The sequence below is a fragment of the Paenarthrobacter sp. TYUT067 genome, from assembly GCF_023656375.1.
Lineage (GTDB): Bacteria > Actinomycetota > Actinomycetes > Actinomycetales > Micrococcaceae > Arthrobacter.
In genome coordinates, this window is record NZ_JAMOIT010000029.1 from 21,789 (window position 1) to 34,811 (window position 13,023).

The window sequence follows — 13,023 nt, forward strand, 5'->3', positions numbered from 1 at the left end:
TTTATGGTCGGGCTGACAGGATTTGAACCTGCGACCCCTTGACCCCCAGTCAAGTGCGCTACCAAGCTGCGCTACAGCCCGCTGGTTCCACCGTTCTCCGCCTAAGTTTTCCTCCGAAGAGTCTCACCTAAGCAGTCCGGCCGAACCACCTCCAAAAGCTTACACGAAGTTGGAGGTCGGAGACGCCATCACAGCCAAAGTGGGCTGTGATGCCCGTCTCATTTAGCGCTTCTTGCCACGCTTTTCGCGCACGCGCATGTTGACCTCGATGGGCGTGCCCTCAAAGCCGAACGTTTCGCGGAGGCGGCGGGTGATGAAGCGACGGTATCCGGGGTCCAGGAAGCCGGTGGTGAACAGCACGAACTTCGGCGGGCGGCTGGATGCCTGGGTGCCAAAGAGGATGCGCGGCTGCTTGCCGCCACGGACCGGGTGCGGGTGCGCTGCCACGAGCTCGCCCAGGAACGCGTTCAGGCGTCCAGTGGGAATGCGGCGGTCCCAGCTCTCCAGTGCGATATCCAGCGCAGGGACCAGGCGGTCTTTGTGCCAGCCGGTCTTGGCCGAAATGTTCACGCGGGGAGCCCATTCAACGTGGGCAAGGTCCTGCTCGATTTCGCGTTCGAGGTAACGACGGCGTTCATCGTCCAGCAGGTCCCACTTATTGAAGGCCAGAACCAGGGCACGGCCGGACTCGATGGCCAACTGCAGGATGCGGACATCCTGCTCGCTGAGGACCTCATCGACGGCAAGAAGCACGACGGCGACCTCCGCCTTCTCGAGCGCGGCCTGCGTGCGCAGGGAGGCGTAGAAATCTGCGCCCTGTGCCATGTGCTGGCGGCGGCGGATACCCGCGGTGTCTACGAAGCGCCACGTGCGGTCGCCAAGTTCGATGAACTCGTCAACCGGGTCACGCGTAGTACCGGCCAGCGGATCCACCACGACGCGCTCGGAGCCCGCGAGCTTATTGAGCAGGGAGGACTTACCCACGTTCGGGCGACCAATCAGGGCGATGCGGCGAGGACCGCCTGAACGCTCCACACCGTCCACCAGGGAGAACTCGGGCAGGGTGTCCATGACGTGGTCCAGGAGGTCTGCGACCCCGCGTCCGTGGAGGGCCGAAACCGGATATGGCTGGCCAAAGCCCAAGCCCCACAGTGCAGCAGAATCAGCTTCCTGGGCGAAGTCGTCCACCTTGTTGGCCACCATGATGACCGGCTTCTTGCTCTTGCGGAGCATCTTCATGACGCCCTCGTCCGTGGCCGTAGCGCCAACGGCGGAGTCCACGACGAACAGTACGGCGTCGGCAAGCTCCACGGCCATTTCGGCCTGTTCAGCTACGCGGGCGTGGATGCCCTTGGCGTCGTGCTCCCAACCGCCGGTGTCCACCAGGGTGAAGTTGCGGCCGTTCCAACGGGCCGAGTACATGACGCGGTCGCGGGTTACACCCGGGGTGTCCTCAACAACGGCTTCGCGGCGGCCAAGGATGCGGTTAACCAAGGTGGACTTACCCACGTTCGGGCGTCCGATGATGGCCAGGACCGGGTCCAGCTTGAGGGGACCTTCGTCGCCCTCATCGCCATATTCACCGCTGAGCAGCGCGGCGTCTTCTTCGTCGAGCTCGTAGTCCTCCAGGCCTGCCCGGAGGGTGGCCGCGCGGAGCTCTGCCTCGTCGTCGTCCAGCGCCGCCAAGTTTTCCGCCACCTGGTCGGTGCCGGTGGGCGTGTATTCGTCGTCGCCGGCTCCGTGGAGGCCGGATTTTTGAGTCGTATCGCTCATTGCACTTTCCTTAGTGGTGGTCTGCCGGCGTCCCGGCTACTGCTGAGTGGCGGTGCTGCGAAGTGGGTTTACCGGGCGCAGGTTCCAGGGAAAGGCCCTGGCCTGTGGCCCGGATGGCGTCCTGGACGTGACCGGCCAGGGCTTCACGGATCTCCGTAGCCGCCCTGTCCATTGAAACACGCCCCGGTTCGCCCTTCCGGCGCTTCACCGTGATGGGTTCGCCGAAGCTCACATGGAGCTTGCGGCGTGGTTTGGGGATATGGTCGCGATGCTCATCATCCTGACGGGTTCCGAGGATGGCAACCGGTATAACAGTGGCTCCCGTGGTGAGGGCGAGCCACGCAACTCCGTTGCTGATGTTTTCGGCCGAGCCGCTCCCCCGGGTTCCTTCGGGAAGAATCCCTACGCAACGACCGGCGTCGAGCAGTTTCTTGCCGACATGCAGGGCGGTGCGGTCGCCGGCCCGGTCCACGGGGATCTGTCCGGATCCTCGCAAAACCTTGCCCAGGAAGCCCTTGAACATCTCTTTCTTAACCAGGATGTGCATGGGACGCGGCGACGCGCCGAACATCACCGGCCCGTCAAGGAAGCTGATGTGGTTCGCGGCGAATATCACCGGTCCGGCCGCAGGGACGTTGCTTTTGCCCGCCACGATGGTCCGATAAATGACGTGGTCCAGGAGCCAGCCAACGGGTCGGCTCCACAACCTGCTCCCGGCGGAGGGCAGCTGAGTCTCAGTCGCCATAAATAACCTTGCTCACGATCGCCAGCGCGGTCTCCACCGTTTCCTCAAAGTTCAGATCGGAGGAATCGAGCGTCACCACTCCGTCGGCGGCTTGGGTGAAGTTCACCACCGTTGAGTCCTTGGCGTCACGCTGGATGACCTGGGCTTTGAGCTGCTCCTTGGTTTGCGTGCCGCCCAACTGGATCCCACGACGCCGCAGCCTGGCTTCCTCACTGGCGGTCAACAGCATGCGGACCTCAGCATTGGGGACGACGACGGTGGTGATGTCGCGTCCTTCCACCACCATGCGGCGGTGGTGCTGGTCGATCAGTTCACGCTGGCGACGGATCAGCTCGGTGCGGGCACCAAGCGTGGTGGCCACAGCACTGACCGACGAGGAGATCAAAGGATCCCGGATCTCGTCCGTGATGTCCGTGCCATCAACCGCCACATATTCCGTGGCGGTAGTGGTACTGATCTCCAACGGCATGATCTTGGAAGCCTGTTCCACCGCGGCACCGTCCTGAAGGTCAACGCCGGTCTTAAGGCAGAACCAGGTCAGGGCACGGTACATGGCGCCGGTATCGAGGTACGCCAGCTTCAAGCGCCGGGCGACTTCCTTGCTGACGCTGGACTTGCCGGACCCCGATGGGCCGTCGATCGCGATCACGAGCGGCTTGCCGGGGCGGGCAACTGTCTCCGGGCCAAAGAATTCACGCGTCATTACTGGAGTACCCGCCATCCACGGTCAGTCAAAGCTTCAACAAGGAGGTCATGCTTGCTCGGAAGCACGGAAAGTTCCACCATGCCCACGTTTTGTCCGGAGGAATGGTCCAGCCGAAGGTCTTCGAGGTTCACACCGATCTCACCGATTTCCGTGAGGAGGTGCGCGATCTGGCCCGGTTTATCATCCACCAGGATGGTGAGCCATGAGTACGCCTGAGGAGGTCCGCCGTGCTTTCCCGGGATCCGGGCCTGGCCTGCATTGCCCTCACTGATCAGTTGGGCGAGGTCCAGCCGCGCGCCGGGGGCGAGGGGTTCTTCCAAGGTGCCGATCAGACGGTTCAGGTCCTCACGCACACCATGCAGGATGGAAACCACCTTTTCCGCGTTGCCGCCCAGGATCTGCACCCAGAGGGTGGGATCGCTGGCTGCGATGCGGGTAGTGTCCCGGAGTCCGTTGCCCGCTAAGGACAGGGCATGCAACGGCGTACCCTGCAGACGGCTCGCCAGGAGGGAGGACATGATCTGCGGCAAGTGAGACACCAAGGCCACGGCTTCATCGTGCTCGTCGGCGGTAAATTGGGAAACAATTGCTCCCAGATCTCCCGCCAACGAACGTGCGGTTTGGAGTGCAGCGTCCGAGGTTTCTTCGGAGGGACAGAGTACCCAAGGCATGGACGTGAAAAGCTCTCCCCTGGCCGCAACCGGACCGGACTTCTCCCTGCCTGCCATGGGGTGGGTACCCACGTAGCGGGCGAGGTCAACGCCGCGTTCCCGCAACTGCGCCTGGATGGTGGCCTTGACGCTGGCAATATCAACCACCACCGCTGAAGCGTAATCCGCCAGGGCCTTCTGTACGACGTCGGCGGTAACGTCCGGCGGGGCCGCAACAACTACCAGTTGGGGTTGTTCATCCAACTCCCCCAGTGGCCGTCCCGCACCGATGTCCACCGCCACCGCCTGGTTGGTGGGCGAGGGATCAAAAAGGAAAACGGGGACTCCGCGTCCGCGCAGGCCGAGGCCAATGCTGGCCCCGAGCAAGCCTGTACCGAGAACGACGACCGGGCCATCAAGATGGCCCCGGCCGTGCGTACCGAATGCCGACATGCCTTAGAGTCCCACCGATGCCAGGAGGTGTCCGACTTCCTGCCTGCCGAGGTTGCGGATGCTGCCCTGGCGCTGGTCTCCCAAGCCGATGGGCCCCACCTTGACGCGGACAAGTCGCTCCACCGGGAAGCCGACGGCGTCGAACATGCGGCGCACAATACGGTTCTTGCCGGAGTGGAGCACAACCTCAATGAGGACGTGGCCGGGGGTGGAGTCAACCAAACGGAACGAGTCCACCGCAGCTACGCCGTCTTCGAGCTCGACGCCGTTCTTCAGCTTTGCGCCCACGCCTTGCGGGAAGGGGCCACGCACCTGGACCAGGTACGTCTTAGGCACCTCGTACGAAGGGTGCGTCAAGCGGTTGGCCAGTTCGCCGTCGTTGGTCAGGAGCAGCAGCCCCTCAGTGGCGACGTCCAGGCGGCCGACGTGGAACAGGCGTTCGCCCTTGTTCTTGTTGTTCTTGAGGAAGTCGCTGATGCAGGGACGGCCTTCGGGATCCTCCATGGTGGAAACAACGCCCTTGGGCTTGTTGAAGACCATGTAGACCAAGGTGTCGTCGAGCTGGATCCGGATGCCATCAACGTGGATCACGGCGGCCGTGGGGTCCACGCGCATTCCAAGTTCGGTGGTGACCACACCGTCAACCTCGACGCGGCCTTCGAGGATCATTTCCTCGCACACGCGGCGTGAGGCCACGCCTGCCTGCGCCATGACCTTCTGCAGACGTACACCGTCAGCATCGTGAAGATCGGACTGGGGCACTTCCTGGCGCGGACCGCGGTTGCGGGCCGGCTTCCGGATGGGGCCAAGGTTCTGGCCGAAGCGTTCGCTGCCGAAGGCCTTGGAGCCATACTGCCGTGCCGGCTTTGCCTTGGGCTTGATGGCACCGGGAGTGCCGGGTGCCTTGCCAAAGCCGGGCTTGTTGGAGCCGGGCTTGCGGAAGGGCTTAGCGGGCCTTGCTGCCTGGCCGCGGTCGTAATCGCCCGCTGATGTGGGGTTGTCAGGATCGAAAGGTGCCGCTTCACGCGGCTTCGGAGCCTTAAAGGGGCGGCCCTCGCCCTGTGAGAAGTTGCGCTTTCCAGCGCCGGCGCTGCCGCCGCGGCCTGAGAAGCCGCCGGCGTTGGAGCGGCCGGTGCCGCCTCCCTTGGCCTCATTGCGTCCAGAACTGTTTCGTCCCGAACCGTTACGTGGTGAACTCTGGCGTCCCGCCTGTGTCATGACCCGTCCTTGTGTAGTAATGGCCGGCAATAGGTGTTGAAATCAACACTAGCCAGCCGGGCAGACATCGTCTGCCCCTTGTCGCTGTGCACCTTGATATGGCGCCGTGAATCAGTATGAAGTTCTCTTGCAGTACCGGTGTTGGCCGTGGCTACATCCGGCTGGCGTCGTAGTACTCGTCGATGCCTTCCAAGCCAGGAAGGTGCGGCGAGAGCTGTGGTAGTTCAGCCACCGAGCCGATTCCCATCCGTTCCAGGAAGTACGAGGTTGTCCGGTAGAGGACAGCCCCCGACTCGGGATCGTTTCCGGAGTCCTCGATCAAACCACGTTGGGTAAGAGTCCGGACCACGGAATCTACGTTGACGCCGCGAATGGCGGACACCCGGGCCCTTGAGACCGGTTGCCGGTAGGCAATGACCGCCAGCGTCTCAAGCGCTGCCTGAGTCAGCCTGGTGGTCTGCCCTTCGAGGACGAATCTGCCCACGACGTCGGAAAATTCCGCCCGTGAATAGATTCGCCACCCACCGGCGACGTTCCGCAATTCAAAACCCCGGGGTGCAGTGCTGGCATCGGCAAAGCCGACAGCATCCACGTCCGGGGCTTTAACAGTATAGCCGCTATACTCCCGCTGCAGGTCCTGCAGCAAATCCTCGACGACGGCCACCGTCACGTTGAGCCCGGCCGCCAGCTCCTCCGAAGTGGCCGGCTCATCGATCACCATGAGGACAGCTTCCAACGCTGCACGCGCACCGCCGGGCAAAGCTTCCAGCTCTGCCAGCCCGTCCTGCACCGTTTCCTGCTCATTCACTGGCGCCATCCCCGCTTCCTGCTCCTGCTTCAGGCCCGTACTCCTCGCTCAGGCTGGAACTGTCCCAGCCGGCGTCATCGCCTGTCCATCGAACCGTCAACTCAGCCAACGGCTCGGGCTGCTCGAAGGCCACCACCCTGTCACGGAACATTTCCAGCAACGCCAGGAAGCGCGCCACCACCACTAAGGTGGTCTCGGCATCTGCGATCAAGGTTTTGAAAGACAAGGGCGCGCCAAGCTTCAAGCGGTAGCCCATGATCTCGGCCTGCTCCTTGACGCTGACCGGCGGAGCGTGGAGGTGTTCCAAGCCAACTTCGGCCGGCGCGGAATCCTTGGGTTTGAGTGCTTTAGCGGCAAGTTCGGCGAATTGTTCCGGGGTGTGCCGCCACACCAGTTCCGGGAGCAACGCGGCGAAATGGCCTTCAAGGGCAACCTGGCGGGGATACCTCCGGGCTTCCTGCTCCAGCGTCTCTCCCAGGATCCCGGCGATCTGCTTGAATGCCTTGTACTGCAGGAGGCGGGCGAACAGCAGGTCCCTTGCTTCCAGAAGGGCAATGTCCTCAGCGTCCTCCACCTCACCGGCCGGCAGAAGGCGCGCCGCCTTCAAGTCGAGCAGTGTTGCGGCAATCACCAGGAACTCGCTGGCTTCATCCAGCGCCCAGTCCTCCCCCAGCTCCTGGAGACGCCTGATGTACTTGATGAACTCATCAGTGACCGTGGCTAGCGCCACCTCGGTGATATCCAGCTTGTGCTTGGAAATAAGGCCGAGCAGTAAGTCAAAGGGTCCCGTGAAGTTAGTGAGCCGTACCTCAAAGCCGGCTTTGCGGGCTTCGGAGGTGCCGGCGCCGGGCGTTTCTGCCGGTACGGGCGTTTCCGTAGCAGAAGGCGAGGCCAGGTCCGCTTCCGCGGTATGAGCGATTGACGGTCCCACCGTCCGCTAGGGCGCGCCGCCGCGCGAGATCAGTTCTTTGGCAAGGCGGCGATAAGCGTCAGCACCGATGTGGTTGCCGGCGTAGCTGGTGATGGGCTCGGCCGCCACGGTGGCATCAGCAAACTTGATGGACCGCTTAATGACGGTCTCGAAGACTTTGTCTCCGAACGCCTCCACCAAACGGGAGATGACTTCGCGGCTGTGCAGGGTGCGGGCGTCGTACATGGTTGCCAGGACGCCATCCACCTGCAGGCGCGGATTCAGGCGGTCCTGTACCTTCTCGATGGTCTCCACCAGGAGCGCCACGGCGCGCAAGGCGAAGAACTCGCAAATCAACGGAATGATGACGCCGTGGGCGGCAGTCAGCGCATTCACTGTCAACAGGCCCAGAGACGGCTGGCAGTCGATCAAGACGACGTCGTAATCGTCCTCAACGCTTTTGAGGGCGCGGTCCAGGACTTGCTCACGGGCAACCTCGTTGACCAGCTGGACTTCGGCAGCCGAGAGGTCAATGTTGGCGGGCAGGAGGTCAACGCCTTCAACACCGGTCTGCTGGATGGCATCGCGGATGTTCACCTTGCGGTCCATCAGGACGTTATAGACGGTGAGATCGAGCTCGTGCGGGTTGGCCCCGAGGCCGGCGGAAAGAGCGCCTTGGGGATCAAAGTCCACCAGCAGGACACGCCGACCGTACTCGGCGAGCGCTGCGGCCAAGTTGATGGTGGAGGTGGTCTTACCCACTCCACCCTTTTGGTTGACCATGGCGATGACTCTCGCCGGGCCGTGGGAGGCCAGTGGAGCAGGTTCAGGGAATTCGCGATAAGGACGGCCCGTGGGCCCCATGATGGCGTCTTCCAGATCGAGCTCGGTGCCTTCCAGCGTAGCTGTTCCCCGTTCGATGCTCACGTATCTAACCACTCTTTCGACGACGATCTTCCCTGCCGCTGCGCCCCTGGACGACAGCGCTGCTACCCCTTTAGGCTACAGCGCCCGACACGGTTATTTGGGGAACTTGACTTTGGCCGATTCTTGAGCCTTGACCCTCTGGTTGAGGTCGAAGGTTGAGGCGCGTCATCGGTCGCTCAGGGGAAACAGCAAAGGCCGGCACCTGGTGGGGTGCCGGCCTTCGCCTGACTGCATCGCGTTTGGTGGCGGTCCGCTTAGACCGTAACCTTCTCGCGGTTCTCAGCTTCGGGAGCTGCCTCTTCTTCGCCGCCGTGGGCGATCATGGTCTGCTCGTCGAAGGGTTCGCTGCCGGAGAGGACACGCTCTACCTGGCCGTTGTCGATTTCCTTCACCCAGGTGCCGATCAGGACCGTGGCAACTGCATTGCCGGTGAAGTTGGTCAGTGCGCGGGCCTCGGACATGAAGCGGTCGATTCCTACGATCATGCCCACGCCTCCCAACAGCTCCGGCTTGTGTGCCTGGAGGCCAGCGGCCAGGGTTGCGAGCCCGGCACCGGTGACGCCTGCAGCGCCCTTGGAAGCGATGATCATGAAGACCAGCAGGGAGACCTGGGCGCCAAGATCAAGAGGAGTTCCCATGGCGTTGGCAACGAACAAGGAGGCCATGGTCAGGTAGATTGCCGTGCCATCAAGGTTGAAGGAGTAACCGGTGGGCACCGTGACGCCGACAACCGGCTTGGAGACACCCAGGTGCTCCATCTTGGCGATCAGGCGGGGCAGGGCTGCTTCGGAGGAAGAGGTGGAGAAAATCAGGAGGTACTCGCGGCCCAGGTACTTCATGAGCTTGAAGATGTTGACGCCGGCCACTGCGCGGAGCAGCGTTCCGAGAATGACCACAATGAACAGTGCGCAGGTGATGTAGAAGGCCACCATCAGGGTGAACATGCTGAGGATCGCCTGGGCGCCGGTGGCACCAACGACGGCGGCGATGGCACCGAATGCGCCAACCGGAGCCAGCCACATGATCATGATGAGGATACGGAAGACGAGGCGCTGTCCGTGCCCGATGGCGGCGAGGATGGGAGCTCCCTGCTTGCCCATCTTCTGCAGGGCGAAACCGACCAGAATCGCCGCAAGCAGGGTGGGCAGGACCGGAATGTCACCGGGGATGATACCCAGGAGGAAGTCCACCGTGCTGTTGGTGTCGGCCTTCTTGGTGGGATCGTAGGGGGTCAGCTTGAGTCCCTCACCGGGGTGGATGAGGTTTCCGACTACCAGGCCGATGGCCAGGGCGAAGGTGGACATCGCCACGAAGTAGCCCAGTGCAAGACCGCCCACCTTGCCGACGGTGGCCGCCTTGGCGATGGAACCGATGCCCAGGACGATGGTGCAGAAGATGACCGGAGCGATCATCATTTTGATGAGCTTGATAAAGCCATCCCCGAGGGGCTTGAGGGACTTTCCAACTTCAGGGAACACCAGGCCGACGACGGCGCCGAGCACTACGGCCAGGATGACCGCGATGTACAAGTAATGCGACTTGTCGAGCCCCTTGCGTCCAGTTTTGGCAGCTACTGCCGACTCTCCTCGTTGAGAGGTCATGGGATTCTCCTTTGGATACTGTGTAAGGCGCTGCGGTCCTGCACTGATGTCCAATCCGCTGCCCTTGTGTGATATCCATCATTGAGCCGTTGGTGACACACATCACCGTTGCGGTCATATTGGTCATGGGAGGCCCTCGTGTTTCACAGCTGGAGCATCGCCCGCCGTTTGTTCGTGGCGAATTTGTTGTTCGTCCTGGTGCTGACGGCTGTATTCGGCGCGTTCTCGGTGGTGGAAGCCAGGGACAGGGGGTACGACGAAGCCGGCGGCAGGATGCTCGCCATCGCCGCCTCCCTGGCCGACAATCCCCTGGTGGTGGAGGCGGCCTCAACAGCAGATCCCTCAGCGGTCCTGCAGCCCTACGCGTTGGAGGTCATGGATCACGCAGACGCCGACTTCATCACCATCATGGCTCCCGACCGGACCCGTTGGACGCATCCCCGCACAGAGGAGCTTGGCAAGCCCTACATTGGGACCATCGAGCCAGCCTTGCGGGGTGAAACCTTCACCGAAGTGACCGCAGGAACGTTGGGACCGTCGGTCCGAACCATTGCTCCCGTCCTGGATCCCGAAGGCAACGTCAAGGCTCTGGTGGCTGCCGGGGTGACGGTCCGCACCGTGGACACAGACGTCGCTGAGAGATTGGGCGTGATTGGCATCATCGCTTTAGTGGTCCTGTTCTTCGGATCGGTGGCCTCATGGCTGTTGGGCCGCTACTTGCGCTCCGTCACCCGGGGGTGGGGCCCGGAACAGCTGGCGCAGCTCTTCGCCTATTACGAATCGGTCCTGCACTCGGTTCGCGAAGGCGTGATATTGATCGACACTCATGGCAAGGCTGTGATGTACAACGACCAGGCCGCGGAACTTCTCGGATTGGAACCTTCAGACGCCGACCGGTCCCCCGACGACGCCCCGAAACTCGCTGATCTTCCCTTCGACGGCAGCCTGCGAGCGCTGTTCGAGTCGGGGAGGCCAGCTCACGACGAAATCCATCTCACCGGTTCGCGGATTTTGGTGGTCAACCAGGCCCCTGCAGTAGGGCCATTGCCTGAGCGGAGCCGACAGAAACCCGCCATCTACGGCACGGTGGCCACCATCCGCGACCGTACCGAAATCGAATCCCTGGGCACCGAACTGCAAACCATGAAGACGCTCTCTGATGCCCTGCGAGCCCAGACGCATGAGCATGCAAACCGCCTTCACATGATCGTTTCACTCCTGGAGTTGGGCCGCACGCCCCAGGCCCTGGACTTTGCCACCAAGGACCTTGAACTCAGCCAGCAACTCACGGATGACATGGTGGCCTCCGTGGACGAACCCGTCATGAGCGCGCTGGTGATGGGCAAGGCTGCCGAAGCCCACGAACGCGGGGTGGACTTGGTGGTGCGGACATCGGGGAGTTCCGGCGTCCGGGGCCTGGAAATTCAGGACCTGGTGACCATCTTGGGGAACCTGCTGGACAATGCGATTGACGCTGCCGCTGCCGGCGATTTCCCCCGGAAGGTGGAGCTGGACGTCCAAGCCGGGCCGTCCGCCGTCGAATTCTCGGTGCGGGACTCGGGCAGAGGAATCGATCCGGACTCCATTGATGACGTCCTGCAGTACGGTTTCAGCACGAAGTCCCCGGGAGAGAACCCTCGCGGCGCTCATGGCCGGGGAGTCGGCCTGGCGTTGGTTCGCCAAGCCGTGGACCGACTCAACGGTACGATGACCATCAGCAATCCCGGCGGAGCACAGTTCCATGTTCTGCTCCCCGCGCCGGTTCCCGAGGAAGAGAAGGCATGACAGACATCCGCGTCCTGGTGGTGGAAGACGAGCCAATTGCCTCGGACGCCCACTCTGTCTATATTGGCCGCCTGGACGGCTTCACCTTGGTGGGTACGGCGCCGGATGGGCAGTCGGCCTTGCGCATCCTGGGCGAATTCGCAGCCTCCGGCTCCCCCGTGGATTTGGTCCTGTTGGACATGAACCTCCCGGATCTGCACGGATTGGACGTCGCCCGCCGGATGCGTTCCGCGGGAGTCTTTGCGGACATCATCGCCATCACTGCCGTCCGGGAACTGAACATCGTGCGCAGCGCCGTGTCCATCGGCGTCGTGCAGTACCTCATCAAGCCCTTCACCTACGCCACGTTCGCCGACAAACTCCGCAGCTACCGGACGTTCCGTGAACAGTTGGCAGGCTCCATGTCCGGGATTTCCAAAGCAGGAGCCTCGCAGAGCGACGTAGACCAAGCGTTTGCGAGCCTTCGCGCTCCCACCGAACTACCGCTGCCCAAGGGCCTGTCCGGGTCCACCTTGGAGGCAGTGAAGGACTTGGTGCGCGCGGGACATCGGCCCGTGTCCGCGAGCGAAGTGATGGACGCGCTGGGCATGTCCCGGGTGACCGCCCGGCGCTATCTGGAGTACTTGGCCGACGCCGGAACGGTCACCCGGGCGCCCCGGTATGGCACTCCCGGCCGGCCGGAGAACGAATACGGCTGGAACCACGCCTAGCCACGGATGTATACAAATTTGCTGAAATTCGCGGTTTTGATGACTCCTAGCTAGTCCTGTGTATACACTGAGGTCATGCGCGCCAGCGATCGGGCTTACTCGGCCCTCCGTGAAGACATCATTGAGTGGCGCCTCCAACCAGGCACGGTCCTCGCGGAGGTGGAGCAGTCCGAACGCTTGGGCGTGTCCCGCACGCCGGTCCGGGAGGCGCTGAGCCGGCTCACCGCAGAAGGATTGACGACGGCGGCAGGCGGCCGCGGCGTCGTCGTCACCGATATCTCGCTGGAGAGCATCGACGAACTGTTCGAGTTACGCGAAACGCTTGAAGTGAGAGCCGCTGCCCTTGCTGCCGAACGCGGCGAGCCGGGCGTGTTCGCCGAGCTGCACTCCCAACTGCTGCTGGCCCCTGAGCTGCTGCGCGACGACGATCCAGCGCGGCACGAGTACTACGCCCTGGTGAGCCGCCTGGACGACGCGATAGATGCTGCAATCTCCAATTCGTACTTGGCGAACGCCATGCGGAGCCTGCGTGTCCATTTGGTGCGGGTCCGGCGTCTGGCCGCCGACGACACCGCCAGGCTCCACGCGGCAGCCGCGGAACACGCCGCAATCGCCGAAGCCATCGCCGCGGGCAACCCCCGGTTGGCAGAAGCGGCCACCACAGTCCACCTGCACCGCAGCCTCACCCACGTCAAAGCCACCCACACGGCCCGGTAGAACGTCCCACCAGAAGGAGC

Annotated in this window: 12 protein-coding genes and 1 tRNA gene; 3 read left to right on the forward strand and 10 right to left on the reverse strand. The window is 63.0% G+C overall.

What is annotated here, in order from left to right; genetic code table 11:
• Window positions 1–4 precede the first annotated feature (4 nt).
• The 10 genes from MOD31_RS20405 to MOD31_RS20450 all read right to left on the reverse strand — a co-directional run bounded on the left by MOD31_RS20405 (window position 5) and on the right by MOD31_RS20450 (window position 9,791).
• A tRNA-Pro gene (locus tag MOD31_RS20405) sits at window positions 5–81 on the reverse strand.
• A 141-nt stretch (window positions 82–222) separates the two neighbouring features.
• Complete coding sequence (der, locus tag MOD31_RS20410) at window positions 223–1,773, reverse strand: ribosome biogenesis GTPase Der (RefSeq protein ID WP_024820440.1); 1,551 nt, start codon at window positions 1,771–1,773, stop codon at window positions 223–225.
• Between the two features lie 10 nt (window positions 1,774–1,783).
• Window positions 1,784–2,518 carry a 1-acyl-sn-glycerol-3-phosphate acyltransferase gene (locus MOD31_RS20415; RefSeq protein ID WP_250821544.1) on the reverse strand — a complete coding sequence of 245 codons (735 nt, stop codon included), beginning with the start codon at window positions 2,516–2,518 and terminating at the stop codon, window positions 1,784–1,786.
• Window positions 2,508–3,221, reverse strand: coding sequence for a (d)CMP kinase (gene cmk / locus MOD31_RS20420; RefSeq protein ID WP_166842726.1), 714 nt, complete (start codon window positions 3,219–3,221; stop codon window positions 2,508–2,510). Before cmk ends, MOD31_RS20415 begins: the two co-directional genes overlap by 11 nt.
• Window positions 3,221–4,327, reverse strand: coding sequence for a prephenate dehydrogenase (locus MOD31_RS20425; RefSeq protein ID WP_250821545.1), 1,107 nt, complete (start codon window positions 4,325–4,327; stop codon window positions 3,221–3,223). Before MOD31_RS20425 ends, cmk begins: the two co-directional genes overlap by 1 nt.
• Window positions 4,328–4,330: 3 nt before the next feature.
• A complete protein-coding gene (locus MOD31_RS20430) occupies window positions 4,331–5,545 on the reverse strand; it encodes a pseudouridine synthase (RefSeq protein WP_062067812.1) in 1,215 nt (404 codons plus the stop codon).
• A 151-nt stretch (window positions 5,546–5,696) separates the two neighbouring features.
• The gene (locus MOD31_RS20435) at window positions 5,697–6,362 is read right to left on the reverse strand and encodes an SMC-Scp complex subunit ScpB (RefSeq protein WP_250821546.1); all 666 of its coding nucleotides are present in this window, start codon (window positions 6,360–6,362) and stop codon (window positions 5,697–5,699) included.
• Window positions 6,346–7,284, reverse strand: a complete 939-nt coding sequence (locus MOD31_RS20440) for a ScpA family protein (protein WP_250821547.1) — start codon at window positions 7,282–7,284, stop codon at window positions 6,346–6,348. Before MOD31_RS20440 ends, MOD31_RS20435 begins: the two co-directional genes overlap by 17 nt.
• Before the next feature lie 6 nt (window positions 7,285–7,290).
• Window positions 7,291–8,190, reverse strand: a complete 900-nt coding sequence (locus MOD31_RS20445) for a ParA family protein (protein ID WP_024820433.1) — start codon at window positions 8,188–8,190, stop codon at window positions 7,291–7,293.
• A gap of 254 nt (window positions 8,191–8,444) precedes the next feature.
• Window positions 8,445–9,791 (reverse strand): cation:dicarboxylate symporter family transporter, encoded by a 1,347-nt coding sequence (locus tag MOD31_RS20450; RefSeq protein ID WP_142939562.1) that lies wholly within the window; start codon window positions 9,789–9,791, stop codon window positions 8,445–8,447.
• 138 nt (window positions 9,792–9,929) lie between these two features.
• On the opposite strand from MOD31_RS20450, the gene MOD31_RS20455 reads away from it, so the two are divergent.
• The 3 genes from MOD31_RS20455 (at window position 9,930) to MOD31_RS20465 (ending at window position 13,003) form a co-directional block, all read left to right on the forward strand.
• Window positions 9,930–11,576, forward strand: coding sequence for a sensor histidine kinase (locus tag MOD31_RS20455; protein WP_250821548.1), 1,647 nt, complete (start codon window positions 9,930–9,932; stop codon window positions 11,574–11,576).
• The gene (locus MOD31_RS20460; RefSeq protein WP_142939564.1) at window positions 11,573–12,286 is read left to right on the forward strand and encodes a response regulator; all 714 of its coding nucleotides are present in this window, start codon (window positions 11,573–11,575) and stop codon (window positions 12,284–12,286) included. Before MOD31_RS20455 ends, MOD31_RS20460 begins: the two co-directional genes overlap by 4 nt.
• Before the next feature lie 75 nt (window positions 12,287–12,361).
• Complete coding sequence (locus MOD31_RS20465) at window positions 12,362–13,003, forward strand: GntR family transcriptional regulator (RefSeq protein ID WP_142939565.1); 642 nt, start codon at window positions 12,362–12,364, stop codon at window positions 13,001–13,003.
• Window positions 13,004–13,023: the final 20 nt, after the last annotated feature.

Coding starts and splice junctions, on each gene's coding strand:
- der (WP_024820440.1), bottom strand. CDS start 1,773: ATGAGCGATACGACTCAAAAATCCGGCCTCCACGGAGCCGGCGACGAC.
- MOD31_RS20415 (WP_250821544.1), bottom strand. CDS start 2,518: ATGGCGACTGAGACTCAGCTGCCCTCCGCCGGGAGCAGGTTGTGGAGC.
- cmk (WP_166842726.1), bottom strand. CDS start 3,221: ATGACGCGTGAATTCTTTGGCCCGGAGACAGTTGCCCGCCCCGGCAAG.
- MOD31_RS20425 (WP_250821545.1), bottom strand. CDS start 4,327: ATGTCGGCATTCGGTACGCACGGCCGGGGCCATCTTGATGGCCCGGTC.
- MOD31_RS20430 (WP_062067812.1), bottom strand. CDS start 5,545: ATGACACAGGCGGGACGCCAGAGTTCACCACGTAACGGTTCGGGACGA.
- MOD31_RS20435 (WP_250821546.1), bottom strand. CDS start 6,362: ATGGCGCCAGTGAATGAGCAGGAAACGGTGCAGGACGGGCTGGCAGAG.
- MOD31_RS20450 (WP_142939562.1), bottom strand. CDS start 9,791: ATGACCTCTCAACGAGGAGAGTCGGCAGTAGCTGCCAAAACTGGACGC.
- MOD31_RS20460 (WP_142939564.1), top strand. CDS start 11,573: ATGACAGACATCCGCGTCCTGGTGGTGGAAGACGAGCCAATTGCCTCG.
- MOD31_RS20465 (WP_142939565.1), top strand. CDS start 12,362: ATGCGCGCCAGCGATCGGGCTTACTCGGCCCTCCGTGAAGACATCATT.